This window comes from Streptococcus sp. S5, from assembly GCF_034134805.1.
Taxonomy (GTDB): Bacteria; Bacillota; Bacilli; order Lactobacillales; family Streptococcaceae; genus Streptococcus; species Streptococcus lingualis.
Genome location: NZ_CP139419.1, coordinates 1,453,209 through 1,478,474, shown reverse-complemented (window position 1 = coordinate 1,478,474; position 25,266 = coordinate 1,453,209). Strand labels below are relative to the sequence as shown.

Sequence of the window (25,266 nt, the reverse complement as noted above, 5' to 3'; positions counted from 1 at the left end):
ATGATAGAAAGCGTGACTTTAAGAAATTGGAGAACAATCCCGTATGGAAAAAATAATCGTTAATGGTGGTCATAATCGACTGGTTGGAACCGTCAAAATCGAAGGAGCAAAAAATGCTGTCCTTCCTCTTCTTGCTGCAACAGTTCTAGCAAGCGAGGGCGTGACAACCTTGAAAAATGTACCTGTTTTATCAGATGTCTTTACAATGAACAATGTTGTTCGTGGGTTGAATGCACAAGTAACCTTCAATGAAGAAGACAATACAGTTGTCGTAGATGCGCAAGCAAAATTATCAGAGGAAGCGCCTTATAAATATGTGAGTAAGATGCGGGCTTCTATCGTTGTCCTAGGTCCTGTCTTGGCACGCAATGGCCATGCCAAAGTTTCCATGCCTGGAGGCTGTACGATCGGTAGTTGTCCGATTGACCTCCATCTCAAAGGTCTGGAAGCTATGGGAGCTGAAATTACCCAAACGGCCGGCTATATTGAAGCAAAAGCAGATCGTCTCAAGGGTGCACACATCTATATGGACTTCCCATCAGTAGGGGCGACACAAAATATTATGATGGCGGCAACCTTGGCAGATGGAGTTACTGTGATTGAAAATGCAGCTCGGGAACCTGAAATTGTTGACCTAGCACTCTTGCTAAATAAAATGGGGGCTAACGTCAAGGGAGCAGGAACTGAGACCTTGACCATTGTTGGTGTGGAGAGCTTGCACGGTGCAAACCACAATGTCGTGCAAGACCGCATCGAAGCTGGAACTTTTATGATTGGGGCAGCCATGACTGGTGGAGATGTCTTGATCGAAGATGCCATTTGGGAACACAACCGTCCGCTTCTATCTAAGATGCAGGAGATGGGTGTAACGGTAACCGAGGAAGAAAATGGAATTCGGATTCAATCGGATATCAGTAAGCTTCGTCCAGTAACCGTTAAAACTCTTCCGTACCCAGGATTCCCAACTGATATGCAGGCTCAATTTACAGCCTTGATGGCCATGGCTAAGGGTGAGTCCACCATGATTGAAACCGTCTTTGAGAATCGTTTCCAACATTTGGAAGAGATGCGTCGAATGGGCGTTCACTCAGATATTATGCGGGATACAGCTCGTATCGTAGGAGGTGAAAGCTTCCAAGGTGCAGAGGTCATGTCGACCGATTTGCGCGCGAGTGCAACGCTTGTCTTGATGGGCTTAGTGGCAGAAGGAGAAACAAAGGTCAGCAAATTAAGTCACTTAGATCGTGGTTATTATCAATTCCATGAGAAATTGGTGGCACTAGGTGCAGACGTGAAACGTGTAGAGGAAGAAGACGATGAAAACTAATCTTCGCTATGTTGGAAAACAGCTAGGAATTGTCCTCCTGTTGGCTGTGATTGCCATCATCATTTTTGCAGTTGGCTTGGTCATTGGCTATGGAGTGATTGGCGATGGGAAAAATCCATGGTCCATTCTCTCTCCGGACACTTGGTCAGAGATCATTGGAAAGCTAACAGGCAAATAAGCTTTTAACTAAAATTGAGTAAAAAGGAGAGCAGCGAATCGAGTCAATGACCCATCTAGCGCTGCTCTTTTTTGGAGAGAGATATGGCAAAACAAACAGTAAGCAAACGAACCAAACAAACCCTAGCAGGTTTTGTGGTGGCAACGGCCCTAGCTATTGGGGGCTATTATTTTAATCAACCGGCGGTAAAAGAAGCAACGGATCAGGTTGTTTCGGTGGTAACTAGTAGCCAGCAAGAAACACCTAGTAAAGAGTTAGCTAGCTCTGTACTAACGAAATCTGCCCGTTCACAATTAGGAAATGACTTGGAATGGAATGGTGCTGGAGCCTTTGTAGTTAAGGGAAATCGAACAGATCTGGATGCCAGTGTGGCTAGTCAACCCTATGCAGATAACAAGACAAAAGAAGTCAATGGAAAGACCGTGCCGACGGTTGCGAACGCTATTATGACCAAGGCGACTCGCCAGTATAGAGATCGGGAGGCAACAGGAAGTGGTCTAACCGATTGGAAACCAGCAGGTTGGCATCAGGTCCATCATCTGTCAGGCGAGTATGACCATGCTGTGGATCGCGGTCATCTATTGGGCTACGCCTTGATCGGTAATCTCAAAGGTTTCGATGCTTCGACTAGCAATCCCAAAAATATCGCTGTACAAACGGCTTGGTCCAATCAAGCCAATGATCCTCATTCCGCCGGTCAAAACTATTATGAGACCCTGGTCCGAAAAGCACTGGATAAGAACAAGCGGATCCGCTATCGGGTGACCTTGATCTACAACCATCCAGAAGATCTGATTCCATTAGGATCACAGATCGAAGCCAAATCGAGTGATGGGTCCCTTGAGTTCAATGTCTTTGTTCCTAATGTTCAAAGTGGGATTAGCCTGGATTACCAGACAGGAAAAGTAACCGTTCATCAATAAGCTGGAAAACGTAGTTATTTAAGTTATTTTTAAGAATGGGGTGTTACAATTGCATACCTTCTTTAAGAGAAAGGAGAATGTATGAGAACCATTTTTCGATTTTTCAGAGGAATCCTTCGCATGGCTTGGAGTCTTTTTTGGGGATTTTTCTGGACCATTGCGATCAGTTTTCTCGTCCTAGTGGGGATCATCTATTTCACAGATTCTCCTAGTTCTGGTATGGATGGATTTGGACGAGCTGCCCAAAAGGTTGTCTATCAGGTTGGCAATTTATTTGGTGATCAGGGCTTTGCATCGCGGTTTGGAATGACACCTAGCTCACAGACCACGCAGACGGACAATCATGAGCATAGTGGCGCTCGCTGGGAAAAAGCGGAAGCTACGGTCTACCTGGATCCCAATATCAGTCAAACTTTTGTAAAAGCTTATCGGGATGCTATTGAGGCTTGGAACCAAACAGGCGCCTTTACCTTCAAGCTGGTTACAAATGAAAAAGAGGCTAATGTGGTCTTGACGGAAATGGATAACGCATCGGTTTCTGCTGCTGGAGAGACTGCCTCTCAGACCAACCTCTTAACCAACCGCTTCACCCACATCACAGTGCGTCTCAATCGCCATTATCTTTTAAATTATGTCTATAACTATAGTTATGATCGAATTGTCAATACAGCTGAGCATGAGCTAGGCCATGCGATTGGGCTGGACCACACTGATGGAGAATCGGTCATGCAACCGGCTGGCTCCTTCTACAGTATCCAGGATACAGATGTGGAAGCAGTCCGACAATTGTACAAGGAAGAATAAAATACAATTTATCATTGAAAAGTTCTGGGCCCCAAGGGCTCAGGATTTTTTTGATGGCTCGTCTTTCCTTGTTTAATATGAAAAAAGATAGTAAAATAAGGACATGATTATTTTACAAGCCAACAAAATTGAACGCTCTTTTGCAGGGGAGGTTCTTTTTGATAATATCAGCCTGCAAGTGGATGAACGAGACCGGATTGCCCTGGTCGGAAAGAACGGAGCAGGTAAGTCTACGCTCTTGAAAATCTTGGTGGGGGAAGAAGAACCAACTTCTGGGGAAATCAATAAAAAGCGCGACCTTTCTCTCTCTTATTTAGCCCAGGATAGTCGCTTTGAGTCGTCCAATACTATCTACGATGAGATGCTCCACGTCTTTGACGATCTCCGTAAAACGGAGAAAACTTTGCGCCAGATGGAACTTGAGATGGGGGAAAAAACTGGGGCTGACTTAGAAAAACTCATGCAGGACTATGACCGACTATCGGAAGAATTCCGTCAGGCAGGTGGCTTCACCTATGAAGCAGATATCCGAGCTATTCTCAACGGCTTCAAGTTTGATGAGTCTATGTGGCAGATGAAGATTGAAGAGCTATCTGGTGGGCAAAATACCCGTCTCGCTCTGGCCAAGATGCTTCTAGAAAAACCAAATCTTTTGGTACTGGACGAGCCGACCAACCACTTGGATATTGAGACCATCGCCTGGTTGGAAAACTATCTGGTCAATTATAGCGGGGCCCTTCTCATTGTCAGCCACGACCGCTATTTTCTCGATAAAGTTGCTACCATTACACTGGACTTGACCAAGCATTCTTTGGACCGCTATGTCGGCAATTACTCTAGCTTTGTCGAGCAAAAAGAGCAAAAATTGTTGACCGAAGCCAGGAACTACGAGAAGCAACAAAAAGAAATAGCTGCTCTCGAAGACTTTGTTAATCGCAATTTGGTGCGGGCTTCGACTACCAAGCGGGCTCAGTCTCGGCGTAAGCAGTTGGAAAAAATGGAGCGCCTAGACAAGCCTGAAGCTGGGACCAAGTCTGCCCATATGACCTTCCATGCTGATAAGACTTCGGGAAATGTCGTCCTGACAGTAGAAGAGGCAGCCGTCGGCTATGACGATCAAATCCTCTCAGAGCCTATTAATCTGGATATCCGCAAGATGAATGCGGTCGCTATTGTGGGACCAAATGGGATCGGGAAATCGACCTTAATCAAGTCCATCGTCGGGCAGATTCCTTTTATCAAGGGTGAAGCTCGTTTTGGGGCCAATGTCGAGGTGGGTTACTATGACCAGACCCAAAGTAAACTAACGCCTCACAACAGTGTCTTGGATGAGCTCTGGAATGACTTTAAACTGACGCCAGAAGTAGAAATTCGCAATCGACTGGGAGCCTTTCTTTTCTCTGGGGATGATGTCAAGAAAACCGTCGGCATGCTGTCGGGTGGAGAGAGGGCGCGTCTGCTCTTGGCCAAGCTGTCCATGGAGAATAACAACTTCTTGATTCTCGATGAGCCGACCAACCACTTGGATATCGATAGTAAGGAAGTGCTGGAAAATGCCTTGATTGATTTTGATGGCACCCTGCTCTTTGTCAGTCACGACCGTTACTTTATCAATCGGGTGGCTACACAAGTCTTGGAACTGTCGGAAGAAGGCTCAACTCTTTATCTAGGAGACTATGATTATTATCTGGAGAAAAAAGCGGAGTTAGAGGCCCTTGCTGCAGCACAAGCAGAAGCTATGCCTGTTTCTTCGGCCGAAGAAGTCACCAGCAATGACTATCATCTGCAAAAGCAAAACCAAAAGGAACTCCGGAAAATCACTCGTCGCATTGAGCAATTGGAAGCAGAAATGGAAGAGCTGGATCAGAAAATCCAAGACATCACCGAAACCATGCATAGCACCAACGATGCAGCCGACTTGGTCCAACTCCAAAGCGAGCTGGATCAACTAACTGTCCAGCAGGAAGCAGTCATGGAAGAGTGGGCAGAACTGTCAGAGCAGGTGGAATAGATGGACGATCTTGGCAAAGTTTTTCGTGAATTTCGAATCAGCAAAAATTATTCGTTAAAAGAAGCTGCGGGCCACTGACGCTGGCGAACTCATGGAGAGCCAGTAGCAAATCAACCAGCTGACCACGGCCCAAGAAGAAGCCATGCTAGAATGGGAAGAACTAGCGCAGTAAGTATAGTTTTCTAATTTGTATAAGGAGAACATTATGGCGACTGAAAATGATTGGTTTATGAAGCAGGTTAAAGGTGTAGCCGACATGATTGGTACAACTTTGCGCCTACAGATTCAAAATTTAGATTTGGGTCAGTATGAGGATGAGGAAGGAAGACTCATCAACGGGTCTCACTATCTTCAGCAAGTTCTAGAAGAGCAGCGCTTTGCAGAGGCCATTTCTTTTGTTGAAGAGCAGATGAAACGCCTACCTCTTCATCAGTATGATCTATTGGTTGATTGGCTGATTTCCTACTTAAGACAATTAGATGTTTCCGTGAAAGAAGATCAAGGATTCTACGAAGGGTACTTGCAAGAGTTAGAAAGGCACTTAAAGGAATTTAAGTGGTAATCAAATGGAAGATTTAGGCAAAGTTTTTCGTGAATTTCGAATCAGCAAAAATTATTCGTTAAAAGAAGCTGCAGGAGAAGCTTGCTCGACCTCCCAATTATCTCGTTTTGAATTGGGGGAGTCGGATCTGGCTGCGTCGCGCTTCTTTGACATTTTGGACAATATCCATGTGACGATTGAGAATTTTATGGATAAGGCCAGAAATTTTCAACACCATCAGCATGTCGCTTTGATGGCTCAGATTATTCCGCTATACTACGCAAATGATATTGCAGGTTTTCAAAAACTTCAAAGAGAACAACTTGAAAAAGCCAAACATTCCACCAATCCCCTCTATTTTGAACTGAACTGGATCCTGCTACAAGGCCTGATTTGCCAGAGAGATGCCAGCTTCTCGATGAAGCAGCGTGATCTGGACAAGGTGGCGGATTATCTCTTTCAAACGGAAGAATGGACCATGTATGAATTGATCCTCTTTGGCAATCTCTACAGCTTTTATGAGGTGGACTATGTCACACGGCTTGGGAGAGAAGTGATGGAGCGTGAAGATTTCTACAAGGAAATTGGTCGCCATCGCAAACTGGTCTTGATTCTAGCCCTGAATTGCTACCAGCATTGTTTAGAACACTGTTCTTTTGAAAATGCCAGCTATTTTGAAGTCTATGTAGAAAAGATTATCGGCAAGAGCATCAAGCTCTACGAACGCAATGTTTTTCATTATCTTAAGGGATTTGCTCGGTACCAAAAGGGGCAAACAGAAGAAGGGCGGCAGCAAATGCAGGAAGCCATGCATATTTTTGACGTGCTGGGACTGCCGGAGCAGGTGGCCTATTATCAAGAACACTTTGATAAATTTGTAAAAAATGAATGTTCTAAATAGGACAGTGATAAAGGAGATTTTATGAACCGACATGCGGTCCAATTAATTAGTCGTGGAGCTATTAACAAAATTGGAAATATGCTCTATGACTATGGAAATAGTGTCTGGCTAGCCTCGATGGGGACTATAGGAAAGACGGTATTAGGGATCTATCAAATTTCTGAGTTAGTGACAGGGATTCTCGTGAATCCTTTTGGAGGAGTGATTTCAGACCGTTTTTCTCGTCGCAAGATTTTGATGACGACCGACCTGGTTTGTGGACTCCTTTGTTTGGCGATTTCTTTTATCACAAATGATAGCTTGATGATTGTGGCTCTTATTTTTGCCAATATTGTTCAGGCCATTGCCTTTGGTTTTTCTCGACCTGCCAATAAAGCTATTATTACCGAGGTAGTAGAGAAAGAAGAGATTGTGACCTATAACGCTCACTTGGAGTTAGTCTTACAGGTTGTTAGTGTCTGTTCACCTGTTTTTTCTTTCCTAGTTCTACAATTTGCCAGTCTTCATATGACCCTCTTATTAGATGCGCTGACCTTTTTCATTGCCTTTGTCCTAGTGGCTTTCCTTCCGAAAGAAGAAGCTAAGGTGCAAGAGAGGAAACAGTTTACCGGGAAAGATATTTTTTCTGATATCAAGGATGGGTTAGACTATATCTGGCGTCAGAAAGAGATTTTCTTTCTCTTATTAGTGGCTTCTAGCGTCAATTTCTTTTTTGCGGCTTTTGAGTTTTTACTTCCCTTCTCGAATCGTCTATACGGGGTTAAAGGAGCTTATGCGACCATTTTAACGCTGGGAGCTATTGGATCTATTCTAGGAGCACTTGTTGCCAATAAAATGATATCAAGTATGAGAATTCTCCTGTTTTTACTGCTTATGGCAGGGATAGGAGTGTTCATAATGGGCTTGCCCCTTCCACCTTATCTTTCCTTTTCAGGAAATCTGGTCTGTGAATTTTTTGTGACCATTTTCGACATCCACGTTTTTACCCAAGTACAAACCAAGGTGGAAGATGATTATCTGGGGAGAGTCTTGAGCACAATTTATACCTTGGCTGTTCTCTTTATGCCCATCGCCAAAGGGTTGATGACTTGGTTGCCAAGCGTCCGTATGGAATCATTTCTCTTGATTGGAGCTGGGGTTATTCTCTTTTCACTCTTGGCTCAACTAGTAGCTAAGCAGCTTCAATCAAAAGAACAGTAGGGATCCTTTGATAAATTTGTAAACCATTATTTTTCCCAAATAGGGGACAAAATGAAAACCTCTTTCATGAACTGATACAATAGTTTCAGAAAATGAAGGAGGTTTTTTATGAATCGACATGCAGTCCAATTAATTGCTCGTGGGGCGATCAATAGAATGGGAAATATGCTCTATGACTATGGGAACAGTGTTTGGCTGGCCTCGATGGGGACGGTAGGAAAGACAGTGTTGGGGATCTATCAGATTTCTGAACTCGTCACCTCCATTCTAGTCAATCCATTTGGAGGCGTGATCTCAGACCGTTTTTCCCGTCGCAAGATTTTGATGACAACCGACTTGGTTTGTGGTCTCCTTTGTTTGGGCATTTCTTTTATCACGAATGATAGCTTGATGATTGCGGCCCTGATTTTTGCCAATATTGTTCAGGCCATTGCCTTTGCTTTCTCTCGTACAGCCAATAAAGCCATTATCACAGAAGTTGTAGAGAAGGATGAGATTGTGACCTATAATGCCCACTTGGAGTTGGTCTTACAGGTTGTTGGTGTCAGCTCTCCTGTGTTCTCTTTCCTTGTTTTACAATTTGCCAGTCTCCATGCGACCCTCTTGCTGGACGCGCTAACTTTTTTCATCGCCTTTGTCCTAGTGGCATTCCTTCCGAAAGAAGAAGCCAGAGCTCAAGAGAAGAAACGGTTTACGGGAAAAGATATTTTTTCGGATATGAAGGATGGATTGCACTATATCTGGCATCAGAAAGAGATTTTCTTTCTCTTGTTGGTGGCTTCCAGCGTCAATTTCTTTTTTGCAGCTTTTGAGTTTTTACTCCCCTTTTCCAATCGCCTTTACGGGGTCAAAGGAGCCTATGCGACCATCTTAACCTTGGGCGCTATCGGCTCTATCATCGGAGCCTTGATCGCCAATAAATTTAAATCAAGCATGGAGATGCTACTTTTCTTATTGATTTTAACAGGAGTAGGAGTCTTCATGATGGGCTTGCCCCTTCCGCATTTTCTCTCCTTTTCTGGAAATTTGGTCTGCGAACTCTTTATGACAATTTTTAACATTCACTTTTTTACCCAGGTTCAAACCAAGGTAGAAGGAGACTATCTGGGCCGGGTCTTAAGCACCATTTTTACCCTAGCCATTCTCTTTATGCCCGTAGCTAAAGGATTGATGACCTGGTTACCAAGTGTCCGAGTAGAATCCTTTCTCCTGATTGGAGCTGGCGTCATCCTCTTTTCACTCCTAGCTCAAGTAGTCGCCAAGAAATTACAAGCAAAAGAAGGTACATCAGCATGAAAAAAGCACCGACCGGTGCTTTTTAGTTGTTTTCTTTTTCTTCTGTCTTGATTTATTTTTTTGCTTCTTCCAGTTGTTTTTGAGTGCTCTTGAGTTCTCTTTTTAGGGAGAAGCCCTTTGAAAAATTAATCAAATTCATGACGAATGCACCTAAGAGGACACAGAGCAAGATCAGAATGATCAAAGGCAATTTAAATTGGACCAAGAGGAAATTTACGGTAACCGATTGCATGTTTGCAAGGGAAATACCAGCAATCAATAAAATTAAAAGTAATAAAGCAATGTAGTGTAGATTATTTTTGTTCATCATTATCTCCTTATTGTTCAGCAGGGGCCTTGCTTTTCACATCAGCGTATTCTTCCGGCTGCTCTAGGCTTAGAATCTCCTCATAAGCCGGTAGGGAAAGGTCCTTGCCATATTTATTTTTTAAAGCAGTGCTCACTAGGCGATAGGCCAAATTGGCATTTCGGGACAAGATAGGACCGTGGAAGTAGCTGCCAAAGACGTTCTTGTAATGAACCCCTTCGCATCCATCTTCTTTGTTGTCCCCATTTCCATAGACGACCTTGCCCAGTGGTTTTTCATCCTCAGCCAAGAAGGTCCGACCTTGGTGGTTCTCAAAACCATAATAGGTTTCGTTAAATTCTTCGTTATGGATTTTGATATCACCGATATAGCGGTTGTTGACTTGGTTGAGCGTATAGTGGCCCATAATACCGAGGCCCTCAATGCGTTTGCCAGAAGCTTCAATGTAGTATTGGCCTAGAAGCTGAAAGCCACCACAGATGGCAAGGACTACCCCGTCGTCATGAATGAAGCGTTCGAGGTCTTCTTTTTTATCTGGTAGGTCTTCAGATACAATGGTCTGCTCGTAGTCTTGTCCGCCGCCGAAAAAGGCGATATCGTAGGCATCAGGATCGAACCGGTCTTTGAGAGAGACGATATCAACAGTGACATGGGCTCCAAGCTTTTCCGCAACGTACTTGAGCATGAGGATATTCCCATTGTCCCCATAGGTATTCATTAAGTTGCCATAGAGATGGGCAATGCGCAGGCTGTAGGGATACTGTGCCTGATCAGAAGATTCTAGGGAAGTATAAGTCATTAGTGCATCTCCTTTTCAATCAGGTGTTCTTGGGCCAAGAGTTCACGGAATTCTAGCATGGCTGTATAGGTAGCTAAAATGTAAGCGTGAGGGGTTTCCTGTTGCTTGATGTGTTGGAAGACCTCTTTTAAATCAGCCATTTCTGTGATCTTTTCAGCAGGATAGCCAGTGACCCGAAGTCGTCGAGCAATCTCAGAGTGGCGCACCCCGCCAGCATTGATCTCTGGAATATCCATCTGGGTGATTTGCTCAAAGTCGGCATCCCAAATCCAGCTCGTATCGATTCCGTCTGCATAATTCGCATTGAGGAGGACCGACAAGCTAAAGGAATAAGGCGCTAGTTTGATCATTTCAATGGCTTGGGTCGCACCAACCGGATTTTTGATCAGGACCAAGGTACATTCCTTATCCCCAATCTTAAAGGTTTCCTGACGACCAAAGACAGCGCGACTGCGATCAAATCCTTGCTTAATGACTTCAGGTTGCACTCCAAAGAATCCGGCAACAGAGACAGCTGCTAAGGCATTGTAGATGTTGTAGAGACCACCGATATTGATGTGGTAGTCTTGCCCTTGGATACGGAAGTTGGAAGAGCGCTGGGTTAAAGAGAGGAGGTCCGATACGGCATAGGTCAGAGGTGGCCGGTGGAAACCACAGTGCTCACAAACATAGTCGCCAAGGTTAGCATAGGTATTGAGCTTGTACTTGAGGATGTTGTGACAATGCGGACAGAGGATTCCTTCCGTATTGTAATGGGCTAGTTGTGGCTCTGATTTTTCTGTATCAAATCCATAATATTGAATCGGATTGGATAAGGTCTGACTATGAAAGAGCGGACTATCTCCATTTAACAGAACCGTCGCAGTTGGGACCTTGTGAATGGCATCCAAAATCATTTGGTAGGTTGTATAGATCTCACCGTAGCGGTCCATCTGGTCTCGGAAAATATTGGTGACCACAAAAAGGCTGGGCTTAATATAATCACAAATCCGAGAGAGGCTGGCCTCGTCAATTTCAAGTACCGCAATCGGTCGATTTGATTTCGAATGTTTGGCTCGTAAGAAGGTTGTTGTAATCCCAGAGATCATATTGGCCCCACTTGGATTGGTTAAAATCGGTCCAAAAGCTTCTTGGAGAATACCTACGGTTAGCGCAGTGGTTAGGGTTTTCCCATTTGTCCCTGTAATCACAACAATCTCATAGTTTTTTGCCAGTTGACTGAGAATATCTTTATCAAATTTGAGGGCTACTTTACCTGGTAGGGTAGATCCCCGCCCCATTTTTTCTAGAATAGAGCCGGAAAGCTTTCCTGCCAGAAGGCCCAAGGTTGTATTTATCTTCATAAATCATATTTTATCATAAAAAGCACCAGAAGGTTACAGAAAAATCTGTTGAAACGTGTTATAATAGGATGATGTCTTTTAGAGAAGTGGTAGGTATGAGAATATGAATATTCAACAGTTTACAAATCCACAATTTTGGACCAGTTTGTTCCCGAATTGGTGGAGTGTTGTTATCAATATCATCGATATTGCCCTGGTGGCTTGGTTGTTGTATTTTTTGATCAAGGCCATCGTCGGGACCAAGATCATGATTTTGGTTCGTGGAGTTATTATCTTTTTCTTGGTGCAGTTTTTAGCCAATTTCTTAGGTCTTACGACTATTTCATGGCTGATCAATCAAGTCATTACCTATGGGGTTATCGCTCTGGTTGTGATTTTCTCCCCTGAGATTCGGATTGGTTTAGAACGTCTGGGTCGAGCGACAGAATTCTTTACGACGAGTGAAGTCAGTCAAGAAGAGAAGATGGTACAGGCCTATGTTAAGGCGGTGGCTTATATGAGCCCACGTAAGATTGGTGCCTTGGTAGCCATTCAAGGAGCCAGAACCCTTCAGGAATATATTTCCACAGGGATTCCATTAGATGCAGATATTTCAGGAGAATTGCTGATTAATATCTTCATTCCTAATACTCCCTTGCATGATGGAGCCGTCATTGTCCGCAATGATAAAATCGCTGTTTCTTGTGCCTACCTGCCCTTGACCGAAAACACTGGAATTTCAAAAGAGTTCGGAACGCGTCACCGCGCAGCCATTGGTTTGTCTGAAGTTTCGGATGCCTTTACCTTTGTGGTATCAGAAGAAACGGGCGGGATCTCTATGACCTATAATGGAACCTTCCGACACGATTTAACCTTAGACGAGTTCGAGGCAGAATTGAGAGCCTTCTTGGTTCCTGAAGAGAATAAAACGACTAGTTGGAAAGAGCGTCTATTTGGGAGGGTGACAAAATGAGATCGAAAAAAGAATTTCTTTATGTTTTTGCCTCCGTCTTATTGTCCTTTATCTTGTTTATTAATGCGTCATCCTTTAATTTTCAAAATAATAGCAGCGCTAGACAAGTGAGTTCAGAGACCTACACCAATACCTTGACCAATATTCCGATTGATGCCAAGTACAATGACAAGACATACTTTGTCAGTGGGTTAACATCGGAAGTAACAGTCTTTCTAAAGGGTTCAAACCGGGTCGCTCTAGCAAGCGAAATGCAGCCGGGAACTCGGAAGTTTCGCGTGGTAGCGGATATTCGTAAGGCCAAGGAAGGTACCGTCGAAGTTCCTTTGATTGTAGAAGATCTTCCAGCAGGTTTGACCGCAACCGTAGAGCCTCAAAAAGTTTCTGTAAAAATCGGGAAGAAAGCCAAAAAATCGTTTGCTGTCAGGGCTACGATCCCGGACAATCAAATTGTGGATGGAATAACGGTTTCGAATATTTCTCTTGAAACCACCAAGGTAGAAGTGACCAGCGATCAAGAAACCTTGAGTCGCATTGATCATGTCCAAGCGGTCTTCCCATCCAGTGAGATCATTAGTGGAAATTATAGCGGAACCATTTCCTTAAATGCAGTAGATGCCCAAGGAAATGTTCTACCAGGTCTGGTCAATCCGAGTGAAACACGGATTCAAGTGACCACAAAGAGTAGCTCGTCTACGTCAAGCTCAAGCAGTTCGTCGTCGACCTCCTCCAGTTCAAGTAATTAGAAAGTAAAAAAGGTAATGAAGAATGGGTAAATATTTTGGAACGGACGGTGTCCGTGGAGAAGCAAATGTAGAATTAACGCCAGAATTGGCTTTTAAACTAGGCCGTTTCGGTGGCTATGTCTTGAGCCAACACGAAGAAGAAACGCCCTTGGTATTTGTTGGACGTGATACACGTATTTCTGGTGAAATGTTAGAGCATGCCTTAATTGCTGGCCTCTTATCTGTTGGAATTCGCGTCTACAAGTTGGGTGTGATTGCAACACCAGGTGTCGCTTATCTAGTTCGTACGGAAAAAGCCAGCGCCGGAGTTATGATTTCTGCTAGCCACAATCCAGCCTTGGATAATGGCATCAAATTCTTTGGTGGTGATGGCTTCAAATTGGATGACGATCGCGAGCTTGAAATTGAAGCCTTGCTTGATGCTGCTGAAGATACGCTTCCACGTCCAAGTGCCCAAGGTTTAGGAACAGTCATGGAATATCCAGAAGGCTTGCGTAAGTATCAAGAATTCCTTGTATCGACAGGCGTCCAACTCGAGGGCATGCACGTAGTCTTAGATACAGCAAATGGTGCAGCCTCTACTAGTGCCCGTCAAATCTTTGCAGATTTGGGAGCTCAATTGACTGTCATCGGTGAAAACCCAGATGGTTTGAACATCAATGATGGGGTTGGTTCTACTCACCCAGAGCATTTGCAAGAGAAAGTCAAAGAAGTAGGTGCAGCGATTGGTCTTGCCTTTGACGGAGACAGCGATCGCTTGATTGCTGTTGATGAAAATGGAGAAATCGTTGACGGAGATAAGATCATGTACATCATCGGTTCTTATCTTTCAAGCAAGGGCTTGCTCGAAAAAAATACGATCGTCACAACCGTCATGTCCAATCTCGGCTTCCACAAGGCATTAGATGCGAAGGGAATTCAAAAAGAAATCACAGCTGTTGGAGATCGTTATGTGGTCGAAGAAATGCGCAAGTCAGGATACAATCTTGGTGGTGAACAATCTGGTCACGTAGTCATCATGGATTACAACACAACAGGTGATGGTCAATTAACAGGCGTTCAATTGACAAAAATCATGCAAGAAACCGGCAAGAAATTATCTGAATTGGCTGCTGAAGTAACCATTTATCCACAAAAACTGGTCAATATCCGGGTTGAAAATAGCATGAAAGACAAGGCGATGGAAGTGCCTGCTATTCGTGAAATCATTGAAAAAATGGAAGCGGAAATGGCAGGAAATGGACGCATCCTCGTGCGTCCAAGTGGAACTGAACCCCTCCTTCGTGTCATGGCAGAAGCTCCTACCGACCAAGAAGTCGATTACTATGTGGATACCATTGCTGCAGTTGTCCAAGCAGAAATTGGTCTTTAAATCTATAAAAAATAGCTCGCAAACAGGCGAGCAGAGGAGGAATTTATGAAACAGGTCCGTCAAATTGTATGGTCACTTGTCTTAGTGCTAACGATTCTATTCACAGCTGGTTTGACTAAAACAATTCAGGCCGCTGAAGTCTCGTCTTATACACAGACAGCACGCTTAACGAAAGATGGCAATCCTTTAACGAATGGCAGCAAGGTGTTGACGAATGAAAAATTGTCAGCAAGCATTTCTTTGACCTTCCCTGATTCGCAAGCCATTCAAGCTGGTGATACTTTAACAATTAGCTTACCAAAAGAATTAACCCTCTACACAGCATTGGAATTCAATGTTCTTGAGGAAGGCCAATCAAATGGTCAAACTGTGGGGAAAGCTGTCGTTGATACAGGTAAGAAAACAGTGACCGTTACCTTTAATGATTATTTCGCATCTCATCCACTTAACAAGCGAGTTGCCTTGCATTTTGATGTAAAAGTAGACTCAGAAGTGGTCACTAAAACATCCCCAATCCAATTTAAACTAGGCAATACAGATTTTTCATTGAATTATGAAAAGACTGATGGAGAAGCTGGAGACTATGAGATGAAATATGGCTACCAAGATAAGTCTGATCCAACCATTATTAAATGGCGAATTATCTTAAATGCCCGCCAAGATATGCTTCGTGGAATGGTTATTAAAGACCAGTTCGGAGATGGTTTAACTTTAGTTGAAGGTAGCTTGCGTGCGGTTCGCTATGCTCCTGTAGAAGGTGGGATCAAGAACGAAGCTCAGATCTTGAGTCTCCCAGTTCTAGATAACTTTACTAAAAAAGCTGTTTTCGATAAGAATGCAGATGGAAAGATCACAGGTTTTACAATTGAATTTGGTGATAATTACAATTGGCCAATGTATATTGAATATTCTACAAAAGTAGCTCCTGGAACTAAAGTCGGTGATATTGTCCATAATACATTAACATGGACGGCAACCAATTTCCCAGCACCGCGTAGTTTAACCCGTGAGGTGAGATTGGAATCAGGAACCGGAGAGGGATTAGGTGAGAAAGATCAAACGCCACCGACATCTAGCTCAACCTCCTCATCAAGTTCTAGTTCTTCATCAAGCTCATCATCTTCAACGAGTTCTAGTTCTTCATCAAGCTCATCATCTTCAACGAGTTCTAGTTCTTCATCAAGTTCATCATCTTCAACGAGTTCCAGTTCTACATCGAACTCAATATCCACATCAAGTTCTTCATTGAAATCATCTTCATCTTCTGTTAAAGAAGAAGCCCCAAAACCTGGTAAGAAAAAAGTTCTTCCAAGTACAGGTGAAAAGATGACACCGGTGGTTCTTATCATGGGTGTCTTCCTAGCAGTTCTATCGGTTGGTATTTTACGTGTAAAAAAAGATTCTTAAAATGATCAATGAAAGATCAGACTTCTGTCTGGTCTTTTTGTGTAGGCTCGATTTGAAAAATCCCCTATTTCGTGGTAAAATAGGGCTAATGAATTTATAGTAATCGAGGTATTAGAAGTGGCTTTTGGAGATAACGGAAAACGTAAAAAAACACCATTTGAAATGATCACGATGGTTGTCATTGTGATTATGTTGATTGTAACGGTTGGTGCAATCTTTGCAACCGCAATTGGTGCTCTTTCTTACTAAGACGCACGCAGAAATAAAGGAAATCATCTATTTATGAGTATGTTTTTAGATACAGCCAAGATTAAGGTCAAGGCTGGAAATGGCGGCGATGGCATGGTGGCCTTTCGCCGTGAAAAATATGTCCCTAATGGCGGACCTTGGGGTGGTGATGGAGGTCGTGGTGGCAATGTCATCTTCGTTGTAGACGAAGGCTTGCGTACCTTGATGGACTTCCGTTATAACCGGCATTTCAAAGCCCAAAATGGGGAAAAAGGAATGACCAAAGGGATGCACGGACGGGGAGCAGAAGATCTCTATGTGCGAGTACCGCAAGGAACGACCGTCCGAGATGCTGAGACTGGCAAGGTCATTACGGACCTAGTCGAGAATGGACAAGAGTACATTGTTGCCCACGGTGGCCGTGGCGGACGTGGAAACATTCGTTTTGCCACTCCTAAAAATCCAGCCCCAGAGATTTCTGAGAATGGGGAGCCTGGTCAGGAACGCGAACTCGAATTAGAACTCAAGGTCTTGGCAGACGTTGGTTTGGTTGGCTTTCCTTCTGTTGGAAAATCAACCCTTCTCAGTGTGATCACTTCAGCCAAACCAAAGATTGGAGCTTATCATTTCACAACCATCGTTCCAAATTTGGGCATGGTTCGGACACCGTCAGGTGAATCCTTTGCAGTCGCAGACCTTCCTGGATTGATTGAAGGGGCTAGCCAAGGGGTCGGACTCGGAACCCAGTTCCTTCGCCACATCGAGCGCACCCGTGTTATCTTGCATGTTATTGATATGTCAGCCAGTGAAGGACGTGACCCTTATGAAGACTATGTTCAAATTAATAAAGAGCTTGAAACCTATAATCTTCGTTTGATGGAGCGGCCTCAGATTATCGTGGCAAATAAGATGGACATGCCAGAGAGCCAAGAAAACTTGAAAGAGTTCAAGAAGAAATTGGCTGCCAATTACGATGAGTTTGATGAACTGCCACAGATCTTCCCGATCTCTAGTTTGGCGCATCAAGGTTTGGACAACTTGTTAGAAGCAACGGCAGAATTGTTAGACAAAACACCAGAATTCCTCTTGTATTCAGAAGACGAAATGGCTCAAGAAGAAGTCTACTATGGCTTTGATGAAGACCAGCCAGCCTTTGACATCAGTCGGGATGATGATGCCGCTTGGGTCTTGTCTGGTGAAAAACTTGAAAAACTCTTTAATATGACGAATTTCGATCGTGATGAAGCGGTCATGAAATTTGCTCGTCAATTGCGTGGCATGGGTGTTGATGAAGCTCTCCGTGCGCGTGGGGCAAAAGATGGCGATATCGTCCGGATCGGTAATTTTGAATTTGAGTTTGTAGATTAGGATAGATCCCCAGCGGATCAAGGATTCCAAATAAGAAGTGAGGCTTTTTCAGTGGGAGATAAACCAATATCTTTTCGAGATGAAAATGGAAATTTTGTTTCAGCAGCCGATGTTTGGAATGCTGAAAAACTAGAAGAACTCTTTAATACGCTAAATCCTAAGCGCAAATTGCGCTTACAAAGGGAAAAATTAGCAAAAGAAAACCAGCAGAAGTAAATAGACTTGGAGAATACTATGGCAAAAACAATTCATACAGACAAAGCACCCGCAGCAATTGGACCTTATGTTCAAGGGAAAATCGTAGGGAATCTTCTCTTTGCAAGTGGACAAGTTCCCTTGTCACCTGAAACAGGCGAAATCATTGGCGAAACCATCCAAGAACAAACAGAACAAGTCTTAAAGAATATTGGGGCTATTTTGGAAGAGGCTGGGACAGACTTTGACCACGTGGTGAAAACCACTTGTTTCTTAAGTGATATGAATGACTTTGTACCTTTTAATGAGGTCTATAAAACAGTCTTTACTACAGAGTTTCCAGCTCGATCTGCTGTTGAAGTAGCACGCCTGCCACGTGATGTGAAGGTTGAAATTGAAGTTATTGCGGAAATTAAGGCCTAATAACCATTCAAAGACAAAAAGACAGAGTGGAGAGCAGGAAACTGTAGGCCACTCTGTTTTATTTATGGGAGGAGAAAATGACAGAAAGTAAGATTCAACTGGTCATGGTAACAGGGATGAGCGGTGCTGGAAAGACCGTCGCCATCCAATCGTTTGAGGATTTGGGTTACTTTACCATCGATAATATGCCACCCGCGCTCTTGCTGAAATTTATTGAGCTCATGCGCCACAGTCCCGATAACAATAAATTAGCCGTTGTTGTGGATATGCGGAGCCGTTCTTTTTTCAATGAAATTCGCACCATTTTGGATGAATTGGACAACCAAGAAGACCTCGATTTCAAGGTCTTGTTCTTGGATGCCACTGATAGTGAGTTGGTAGCACGATACAAGGAAACCCGTCGTAGCCATCCATTAGCGGCAGATGGCCGTGTCTTAGATGGGATTACCCTAGAGCGCGAACTCTTGTCCCCTTTAAAAAATATCAGTCAAAATGTGGTGGATACGACTGAGTTGACGCCTCGTAATCTGAGAAAAACGATCGCAGAACAATTTGCCAGTCAAGATAATCAGCCAGATTTTCGGGTTGAGGTCATGTCATTTGGGTTTAAATATGGCCTTCCGATCGATGCTGACCTTGTCTTTGACGTGCGTTTCCTTCCAAACCCCTACTACAAATTGGAACTTCGGAATTTAACCGGTCAGGATCCAGCAGTCTATGATTATGTCATGGATCACCCTGAATCAGAGGAGTTTTACAGTCATCTTCATGACTTGATTGTTCCTATTTTACCGTCCTATAAACGTGAGGGTAAATCCGTTCTCACCATTGCTATGGGATGTACCGGTGGGCAACACCGTTCAGTAGCCTTTGCAGAGCGCTTAGCGCATGATTTAGAAAAAAATTGGCAGGTCAATTGCAGTCATAGAGACAAGGACAGACGGAAAGAAACGGTGAATCGCTCATGAGAAAACCTAAAGTAACCGTTATTGGAGGAGGAACAGGGATTTCTGTTATTCTCGATAGTCTGAGAAAGAAACCGGTCGATATCACTGCCATTGTAACCGTTGCAGATGATGGCGGGAGTTCAGGTGAATTGCGGAAGAACATTCAAAAATTGACACCACCTGGGGATCTTCGAAATGTGCTGGTTGCCATGTCAGATATGCCTCGTTTTTATGAGAAGGTCTTTCAATACCGCTTTGCTGACGATGATGGCCCTTTGGCTGGCCACCCTTTGGGAAACTTGATCATTGCAGGGATTTCAGAGATGCAAGGCTCGACCTATAATGCCATGCAGTTGTTAACTAAATTCTTCCATACGACCGGCAAGATCTATCCTTCCAGTGATAGTCCTTTGACCCTTCATGCCGTCTTTCAAGATGGAAAAGAAGTGGTAGGAGAAAGCCACATTGCCAACTACACCGGCATGATTGATCATGTCTATGTGACCAATACCTTTGATCAAGAGCGTCCAAAAGCTAGTAAGAAAGTGGTGGAAGCTATTCTTGAAAGTGATATGGTCGTCTTGGGTCCTGGTTCGCTCTTTACCTCTATCCTTCCTAATTTGATGATCGATGAGATTGGGAAAGCCATCCTTGAAACCAAGGCTCAGGTAGCCTATGTTTGTAACATCATGACCCAAAGAGGAGAAACCGAGCATTTCACAGACAGTGACCACGTTGCCGTTCTCCATAAACATTTGGGAGAGAAGTTCATCGATACCGTCCTTGTCAATATCAATCAGGTTCCCGCAGTTTACATGAACAGTAACAAATTTGATGAATACTTAGTGCAGGTAGAGCACGATTTTAAGGGGCTACACTCACAAGTTCCTCAAGTGATTTCTTCCGATTTCTTGAAGTTGGTCAATGGAGGAGCCTTTCATGATGGCGAAAAAGTGGTCGAAGAGCTGATGCAGATCGTGCAGGTGAGAAAATGAGTTTTACGGTTCGTGTCAAAGAAGAATTATTGTCTCTCAAGCGATTTGAAAAGAGCGAATTGGCTGCCATTATCAAGATGTCTGGAAGTCTTGGGATTTCAATGGGGGGCTTGACGCTTTCGGTGACGACAGAAAATGCCAAGATTGCCCGCCATATTTATGAATTGTTGCATCATTTCTATGAGGCCAAATCGGATATTCGCCACCACCAAAAAACCAATTTGAAAAAAAATCGTGTCTACACAGTATTCTTGGATGAAAAGGTGGAAGAGATTCTAGCTGACTTGCATTTGGCAGATGCCTTCTTTGGGATTGAAACAGGTATTGATGCCAGTGTTTTAGAAGATGAAGTAGCCAGTCGTGCTTATCTTCGAGGAGCTTTTCTGTCGAGTGGTTCCATCAAGGATCCTGAAAAAGGGAAGTACCAGTTGGAAATTCATTCTGTTTATACAGACCACGCAGAAGGAATTGCCCTTCTTATGCAAGGATTTTTACTAGATGCGAAAACCATCGAGCGGAAAAAAGGGGTGGTGACCTATCTGCAACGAGCGGAAGATATTATTGATTTTCTCATTGTAGTAGAGGCCATGCAAGCCATGCAGGAATTTGAGTCTATCAAGGTCATGAGAGAGACGCGCAATGACCTCAATCGGGCCAATAATGCCGAAATGGCCAATATCCAGCGCACAGTCACAGCCAGTATGAAAACCATTAATAATATTAGTAAAATTGTGGATACGGTCGGTCTAGGAAGTTTACCAAGTGACCTGCAGGAAGTTGCCTATATCCGGATGAACCATCCAGATTATTCTATCCAGCAGATCGCCGATAGTTTGCAACAACCTATTTCAAAAAGCGGTGTTAACCACCGCTTGCGTAAGATCAATAAGATCGCAGACGATTTAGACAAATAAAAAAGGCCAAAGGCCTTTCATAATGAGGTTAAAGTCTTTTTAAAAACTTTCCTTAGGTGAGTACGGACGTCAGCGAACTTCGTAGAAGTTCCATGACTTAGTTTTTAGCCTAATGTCTCAAAACTCCCGAGTGCCTGAAACGTAATGTTTCAGGCACTTTTCTCGCAGCGGAAAGTTTTTGTATTTTCTTGATTCATACTAAAAATAGGAACTCATTTTTACTTCTTTGCAGAATCGATTAACTTAAAATAGTTTGACTTCAATTTAAAAAAGGCCAAAGGCCTTTTTTATTATAAACTAGTTGAGTGGGTTGGTTGGACTTTCTTATCTGGATAGATGTAGTTGATGGCATTGTTTACGGCTGTTGGAGCTTCCCCCAGACCTGTAGCGATGAGATCGATCTTTCCTTCATAGAAGCAGCAGTCTCCACAAGCATAAATTCCAGGAAGGCTGGTTTCTTGTTTTTGGTTGACCTTGATTTTATGGCGTTGCAATTCTACACCCCATTCTTTCAAGTTTCCGATTGAAGATTTAAAGCCATAGTTGACAAATAAGTGATCAATCGGAATGAGTTCGGTTTCATCGGTTTTAACTTTTGTGATTTCAAGATGAGTGGCATGACCATTTTCGCCAATCAAGCGGCTAGGAACAAATGGTGTTTTGATGCTAACAGAAGATTGTTTGAGTTCTTCTACACTATGTTCTAAAGCACGGAAGTTATCCCGACGATGAATGATCGTAGTTGGAGCAATCTTGTCAAAAGCAAGAGCCCAGTCTACAGCAGAGTCTCCACCACCAAGGACGGTCACCTGCTGTCCTTCATATTGTTGGATGTTCGAAACATGATAGTGGACGTTATCAAAGTCTTCAGCTCCCTCAATGTCAAGGGCGCGTGGCTTAAAGGCACCACCGCCCATGGCTATAATGACTGCTTTAGACTGATGCACTTGGCGAGAAGTAGTGATGGTGAAGAGGTCGCCTTCTTTTCGAATATCCTCTACAGTTTCATTGAGAAAGATCGGTGTATCAAACCGTTTGACTTGCTCGATCAAGCGGTTGCTCAATTCTTCACCAGTCAAATTGGTAAAGCCAGGTACATCGAGGATACTCTTTTCTGGATAGAGAATAGCTGGTTGCCCTCCCAGTTGAGGTAAGGAATCAATCAGTTTGACTTTTACTTGGCGCATATTGCCATAAAAAGCAGCAAACAGACCAACTGGTCCGCCCCCAACAATTGTAATATCATAAATTTCTGACATAGTATCTCCTTCAGGGTTTTCTTTGTTTCCATTGTATCATAAAATGGGAAGAATGAAAAAGTTGGAAAAAGAAATGACATGAAGGCTAGGAGGGCTAGAAAAGTTTCAAAAGATCTTGACAGCGTCCTTAAAGTGTGATAAAATTATTAAGATTTTAGGCTTGAAGGGAGTGAAAAATATGTCAAAAACAGTAGTACGTAAGAATGAATCTCTTGACGATGCTCTTCGTCGTTTCAAACGTGCGGTTACTAAAGCTGGTACTCTTCAAGAAACACGCAAACGTGAATTCTATGAAAAACCTTCTGTAAAACGTAAACGTAAATCAGAAGCAGCTCGTAAACGTAAAAAATTCTAATTGAATACAAGAACAGACTTCGGTCTGTTTTTTGTTTTTTTCATCCGTTAAAGACAAAAAAACCGATCTTCTAGCTAGAAGATCGGATCTTTTTATCTGATTATTTGTTTGCAAGCAAGTCGCGGATTTCAGTAAGCAACTCTTCTTGAGTAGGAGCAGGAGCTTCTTCTTCGACAGCTTCTTCTTTTTTACCAAGGTTTTGAGCTTTTTCAGCAGCTTTCACTACGAAGAAAAGAACAGTACCAACAACAAGGAAGTTGATCACAGCGCTCAAGAAGCTACCGTATGCAACACCGTTCCATGACAAATTAGCAATCTTATCAACACCAGCAGCTTTCATAGCTGGTTTCAAAATAAGTGGAGTGATGATATCGTTAACAAGTGATGTTACGATAGCTCCAAATGCAGCTCCGATAACGACTGCTACAGCAAGGTCAACAATATTCCCACGAAGGAGAAAAGCTTTCAAATCTTTTAACATATCCTAAATATGTCCTTTCATAATAATTTTTTACTATGATAGTATAACGGAAAAATATTCGACTGACAAGGAATATGCCTCATTTTTTAAAATTAGTGATAAAGGTTGAAAATCTTTTCTTTTATGTGTGAAATCGGTAGGAAAAAATTTACTTTTACTAACTTTTAGTATAAAATATAAAGTGATAATCTATGGTAAAATGGAGGCACTGTTTATGGTTGATAAAGAGCTAATTGCAGAAATTAAAAACAGTGTAAACATTGTTGAAGTTATTGGAGAAGTTGTTTCTTTGACCAAGGCTGGCCGTAATTTTTTAGGGCTCTGTCCTTTTCATGGTGAAAAGACTCCTTCTTTTAATGTCGTTGAAGACAAGCAGTTTTACCATTGTTTCGGATGTGGTCGCTCGGGAGATGTCTTTAAGTTTATTGAGGAATACCGTGGAGTCGCTTTTATGGATGCGGTCCAGATCGTAGCAGAAAAAGCGGGTATTGCGCTTCAGTACCAAGCAAGGCCGGCTCAACCAACGTCTATCAATCCCAACCAAGAACTTTATGAGATTCATCAGGAAGCCAGTAAGTTCTACCAGGCGATTCTGATGACGACAAAGATGGGAGAAGAAGCGCGAAATTATCTGTATGAACGTGGATTGACGGATGAGGTCATCCGACATTTTCAATTGGGCTTAGCCCCAGCAGAAGGGAATTATCTCTATCGAAATCTCTCTGAGAAGTTCTCTGAGAAAGTGATTACCGATTCGGGGTTATTCACAATCTCAGATGCTGGAACAGTTTTTGATGCCTTTCAGGATCGGATTATGTTTCCTTTGACGGATGATAGTGGACGTGTCATTGCTTTTTCTGGTAGACTGTGGAAACTAACGGATGATGGCAGTCATCAAGCCAAGTACAAGAATAGTCGAAGTACCCGTCTATTTAATAAGAGTTATGAACTTTATCATTTGGATCAAGCTAAGACGAGCGCCAAAAAGCAACATGAAATGTATATCATGGAAGGCTTTATGGATGTCATTGCGGCTTATCGAGCTGGGATTGAAAATGCAGTCGCCTCTATGGGGACAGCCTTGACACCAGAGCACGTCCAGCACCTGTCTCATTTTACCAAAAAGGTCATTTTGACCTATGATGGGGATAAGGCGGGACTTGAAGCAACCGCTAAGGCCTTGGATGTCTTGCAGGATCTGGAGTTGGAGATCGTCCGTATCCCTGATCAGATGGATCCCGATGAGTACCTCAAAAAGACCTCCCCAGAAGATCTAGCTTCCCTCTTGAAGAATTCGCGGATCAGTAAGGTTGAATTCTTGATGCACTACTGGAAACCCCAGTATATTGAGAACTTACAGGCACAGATTGAGTTTGTCGAGAAGCTGGCACCGATGATCGCCCAGACGCGCTCCATCACAGCGCAAAACACCTATATTTATAAGTTGGCAGATTTATTGCCAGACTTTGATTATTTGCAGATTGAGCAGATTGTCAATAATTGTCGCTTGCATCAACGGCAGGAGGATCAAAGTGGTGGACGATCAAGAACGTCGAATTTTTCAGTCGATCTCCTGCCTAATCGTGGGATGACGCGCTTGATCAAGGCGGAAAATCATTTATTAAGTAGGATGAAAGATTTTCCAATGGTGCTTAATGATTACCGTTTGCGACCTGATTTTGTCTTTGACACACCGGAGTTACAGATCTTGTACCAATTACTCTGTCAAAATGGAGAAGTCACATCTCAGGATTTGTCCGAGCAACCTGAAGGGGTCCAGCACGCCTGGTACCGGATGGTAGAAGAAGATTTGCCAGAAGAGATAGCGGATGGTGAATTAGAAGAAGTGGAAGAAACGCGAAATCGTGAGCTTCTTCGCAAAGAAAGTCAACAAATTGGAAATAAAGTGAAGGAAGCTTCCTCGACAGGGGATGCGGAAAAAGCTTTATTGGAACTCGAGCGTTTGATCGCTCAAAAAAGAAGAATGGAGTAGG

General features: G+C 43.2%; 27 protein-coding genes. 22 read left to right on the top strand and 5 right to left on the bottom strand.

Translation table 11 applies throughout. The features are described 5' to 3' along the window. Positions 1-43 precede the first annotated feature (43 nt). From murA to SM123_RS07065, 9 genes are all read left to right on the top strand, one after another. Positions 44-1,327 carry a UDP-N-acetylglucosamine 1-carboxyvinyltransferase gene (gene murA, locus SM123_RS07105; protein WP_320909327.1) on the top strand — a complete coding sequence of 428 codons (1,284 nt, stop codon included), beginning with the start codon at positions 44-46 and terminating at the stop codon, positions 1,325-1,327. Then, a complete protein-coding gene (locus tag SM123_RS07100; RefSeq protein ID WP_024056063.1) occupies positions 1,317-1,505 on the top strand; it encodes a DNA-directed RNA polymerase subunit beta in 189 nt (62 codons plus the stop codon). The genes murA and SM123_RS07100 overlap by 11 nt, the downstream gene beginning before the upstream one ends. 83 nt (positions 1,506-1,588) lie before the next feature. After that, the gene (locus SM123_RS07095; RefSeq protein WP_320909326.1) at positions 1,589-2,428 is read left to right on the top strand and encodes a DNA/RNA non-specific endonuclease; all 840 of its coding nucleotides are present in this window, start codon (positions 1,589-1,591) and stop codon (positions 2,426-2,428) included. An 81-nt stretch (positions 2,429-2,509) separates the two neighbouring features. Continuing rightward, the gene (locus SM123_RS07090) at positions 2,510-3,232 is read left to right on the top strand and encodes a M57 family metalloprotease (RefSeq protein WP_009732560.1); all 723 of its coding nucleotides are present in this window, start codon (positions 2,510-2,512) and stop codon (positions 3,230-3,232) included. Between the two features lie 103 nt (positions 3,233-3,335). Continuing rightward, positions 3,336-5,243: an ABC-F family ATP-binding cassette domain-containing protein gene (locus SM123_RS07085; RefSeq protein WP_320909325.1), complete on the top strand. Its 1,908-nt coding sequence runs from the start codon at positions 3,336-3,338 to the stop codon at positions 5,241-5,243. 205 nt (positions 5,244-5,448) lie between these two features. Next, positions 5,449-5,805 carry a hypothetical protein gene (locus SM123_RS07080; RefSeq protein ID WP_320909324.1) on the top strand — a complete coding sequence of 119 codons (357 nt, stop codon included), beginning with the start codon at positions 5,449-5,451 and terminating at the stop codon, positions 5,803-5,805. 4 nt (positions 5,806-5,809) lie between these two features. Next, positions 5,810-6,685, top strand: coding sequence for an XRE/MutR family transcriptional regulator (locus SM123_RS07075; RefSeq protein ID WP_320909323.1), 876 nt, complete (start codon positions 5,810-5,812; stop codon positions 6,683-6,685). A 21-nt stretch (positions 6,686-6,706) separates the two neighbouring features. Then, positions 6,707-7,885 carry an MFS transporter gene (locus SM123_RS07070; RefSeq protein ID WP_320909322.1) on the top strand — a complete coding sequence of 393 codons (1,179 nt, stop codon included), beginning with the start codon at positions 6,707-6,709 and terminating at the stop codon, positions 7,883-7,885. Positions 7,886-7,993: 108 nt separating this feature from the next. Further along, on the top strand, positions 7,994-9,181 hold the full coding sequence (locus tag SM123_RS07065; protein ID WP_320909321.1) for an MFS transporter: 1,188 nt from the start codon (positions 7,994-7,996) through the stop codon (positions 9,179-9,181). A 52-nt stretch (positions 9,182-9,233) separates the two neighbouring features. On the opposite strand, the gene SM123_RS07060 is transcribed toward SM123_RS07065, so the two are convergent. The 3 genes from SM123_RS07060 to murT are packed head-to-tail and all read right to left on the bottom strand — an operon-like array spanning position 9,234 to position 11,630. Beyond that, positions 9,234-9,488: a LapA family protein gene (locus SM123_RS07060; protein WP_031573378.1), complete on the bottom strand. Its 255-nt coding sequence runs from the start codon at positions 9,486-9,488 to the stop codon at positions 9,234-9,236. Between the two features lie 10 nt (positions 9,489-9,498). After that, positions 9,499-10,287, bottom strand: coding sequence for a lipid II isoglutaminyl synthase subunit GatD (gene gatD, locus SM123_RS07055; protein WP_320909320.1), 789 nt, complete (start codon positions 10,285-10,287; stop codon positions 9,499-9,501). Next, positions 10,287-11,630: a lipid II isoglutaminyl synthase subunit MurT gene (murT, locus tag SM123_RS07050; RefSeq protein ID WP_320909319.1), complete on the bottom strand. Its 1,344-nt coding sequence runs from the start codon at positions 11,628-11,630 to the stop codon at positions 10,287-10,289. Before murT ends, gatD begins: the two co-directional genes overlap by 1 nt. Positions 11,631-11,733: 103 nt before the next feature. Between murT and cdaA the strand changes: the two genes are divergently transcribed. The 11 genes from cdaA (at position 11,734) to whiA (ending at position 21,177) form a co-directional block, all read left to right on the top strand. Continuing rightward, entirely contained in the window at positions 11,734-12,582 is an 849-nt protein-coding gene (cdaA, locus tag SM123_RS07045; protein WP_320909318.1) for a diadenylate cyclase CdaA, read from the top strand. After that, positions 12,579-13,328 carry a CdaR family protein gene (locus tag SM123_RS07040; RefSeq protein ID WP_049523653.1) on the top strand — a complete coding sequence of 250 codons (750 nt, stop codon included), beginning with the start codon at positions 12,579-12,581 and terminating at the stop codon, positions 13,326-13,328. Before cdaA ends, SM123_RS07040 begins: the two co-directional genes overlap by 4 nt. Before the next feature lie 22 nt (positions 13,329-13,350). Next, positions 13,351-14,700, top strand: coding sequence for a phosphoglucosamine mutase (gene glmM / locus SM123_RS07035; RefSeq protein ID WP_129824250.1), 1,350 nt, complete (start codon positions 13,351-13,353; stop codon positions 14,698-14,700). 45 nt (positions 14,701-14,745) lie between these two features. Then, on the top strand, positions 14,746-16,107 hold the full coding sequence (locus tag SM123_RS07030; protein WP_320909317.1) for an Ig-like domain-containing protein: 1,362 nt from the start codon (positions 14,746-14,748) through the stop codon (positions 16,105-16,107). Between the two features lie 117 nt (positions 16,108-16,224). Further along, entirely contained in the window at positions 16,225-16,356 is a 132-nt protein-coding gene (locus SM123_RS07025; RefSeq protein WP_003011566.1) for a DUF4044 domain-containing protein, read from the top strand. 33 nt (positions 16,357-16,389) lie between these two features. Then, on the top strand, positions 16,390-17,703 hold the full coding sequence (gene obgE, locus SM123_RS07020) for a GTPase ObgE (protein WP_320909316.1): 1,314 nt from the start codon (positions 16,390-16,392) through the stop codon (positions 17,701-17,703). 51 nt (positions 17,704-17,754) lie between these two features. Beyond that, positions 17,755-17,919, top strand: coding sequence for a hypothetical protein (locus tag SM123_RS07015; protein WP_003006512.1), 165 nt, complete (start codon positions 17,755-17,757; stop codon positions 17,917-17,919). A gap of 18 nt (positions 17,920-17,937) precedes the next feature. Beyond that, entirely contained in the window at positions 17,938-18,321 is a 384-nt protein-coding gene (locus SM123_RS07010) for a RidA family protein (RefSeq protein ID WP_003006514.1), read from the top strand. A 77-nt stretch (positions 18,322-18,398) separates the two neighbouring features. Then, complete coding sequence (gene rapZ / locus SM123_RS07005; RefSeq protein ID WP_049483889.1) at positions 18,399-19,289, top strand: RNase adapter RapZ; 891 nt, start codon at positions 18,399-18,401, stop codon at positions 19,287-19,289. Then, positions 19,286-20,263 carry a YvcK family protein gene (locus tag SM123_RS07000; protein ID WP_129824247.1) on the top strand — a complete coding sequence of 326 codons (978 nt, stop codon included), beginning with the start codon at positions 19,286-19,288 and terminating at the stop codon, positions 20,261-20,263. The genes rapZ and SM123_RS07000 overlap by 4 nt, the downstream gene beginning before the upstream one ends. Then, positions 20,260-21,177, top strand: coding sequence for a DNA-binding protein WhiA (gene whiA / locus SM123_RS06995; protein WP_003006525.1), 918 nt, complete (start codon positions 20,260-20,262; stop codon positions 21,175-21,177). The genes SM123_RS07000 and whiA overlap by 4 nt, the downstream gene beginning before the upstream one ends. Before the next feature lie 290 nt (positions 21,178-21,467). Here whiA and SM123_RS06990 read toward each other — a convergent pair whose 3' ends face one another. Next, complete coding sequence (locus SM123_RS06990) at positions 21,468-22,436, bottom strand: NAD(P)/FAD-dependent oxidoreductase (RefSeq protein ID WP_049490569.1); 969 nt, start codon at positions 22,434-22,436, stop codon at positions 21,468-21,470. 178 nt (positions 22,437-22,614) lie between these two features. Here SM123_RS06990 and rpsU point away from each other — a divergent pair, with 178 nt between their 5' ends. After that, complete coding sequence (gene rpsU / locus SM123_RS06985) at positions 22,615-22,791, top strand: 30S ribosomal protein S21 (protein ID WP_000048054.1); 177 nt, start codon at positions 22,615-22,617, stop codon at positions 22,789-22,791. A 100-nt stretch (positions 22,792-22,891) separates the two neighbouring features. On the opposite strand, the gene mscL is transcribed toward rpsU, so the two are convergent. Then, positions 22,892-23,272: a large conductance mechanosensitive channel protein MscL gene (gene mscL, locus SM123_RS06980; RefSeq protein WP_021152922.1), complete on the bottom strand. Its 381-nt coding sequence runs from the start codon at positions 23,270-23,272 to the stop codon at positions 22,892-22,894. A 214-nt stretch (positions 23,273-23,486) separates the two neighbouring features. Here mscL and dnaG point away from each other — a divergent pair, with 214 nt between their 5' ends. Then, positions 23,487-25,265, top strand: coding sequence for a DNA primase (gene dnaG / locus SM123_RS06975; protein ID WP_049496671.1), 1,779 nt, complete (start codon positions 23,487-23,489; stop codon positions 25,263-25,265). Position 25,266: the final 1 nt, after the last annotated feature.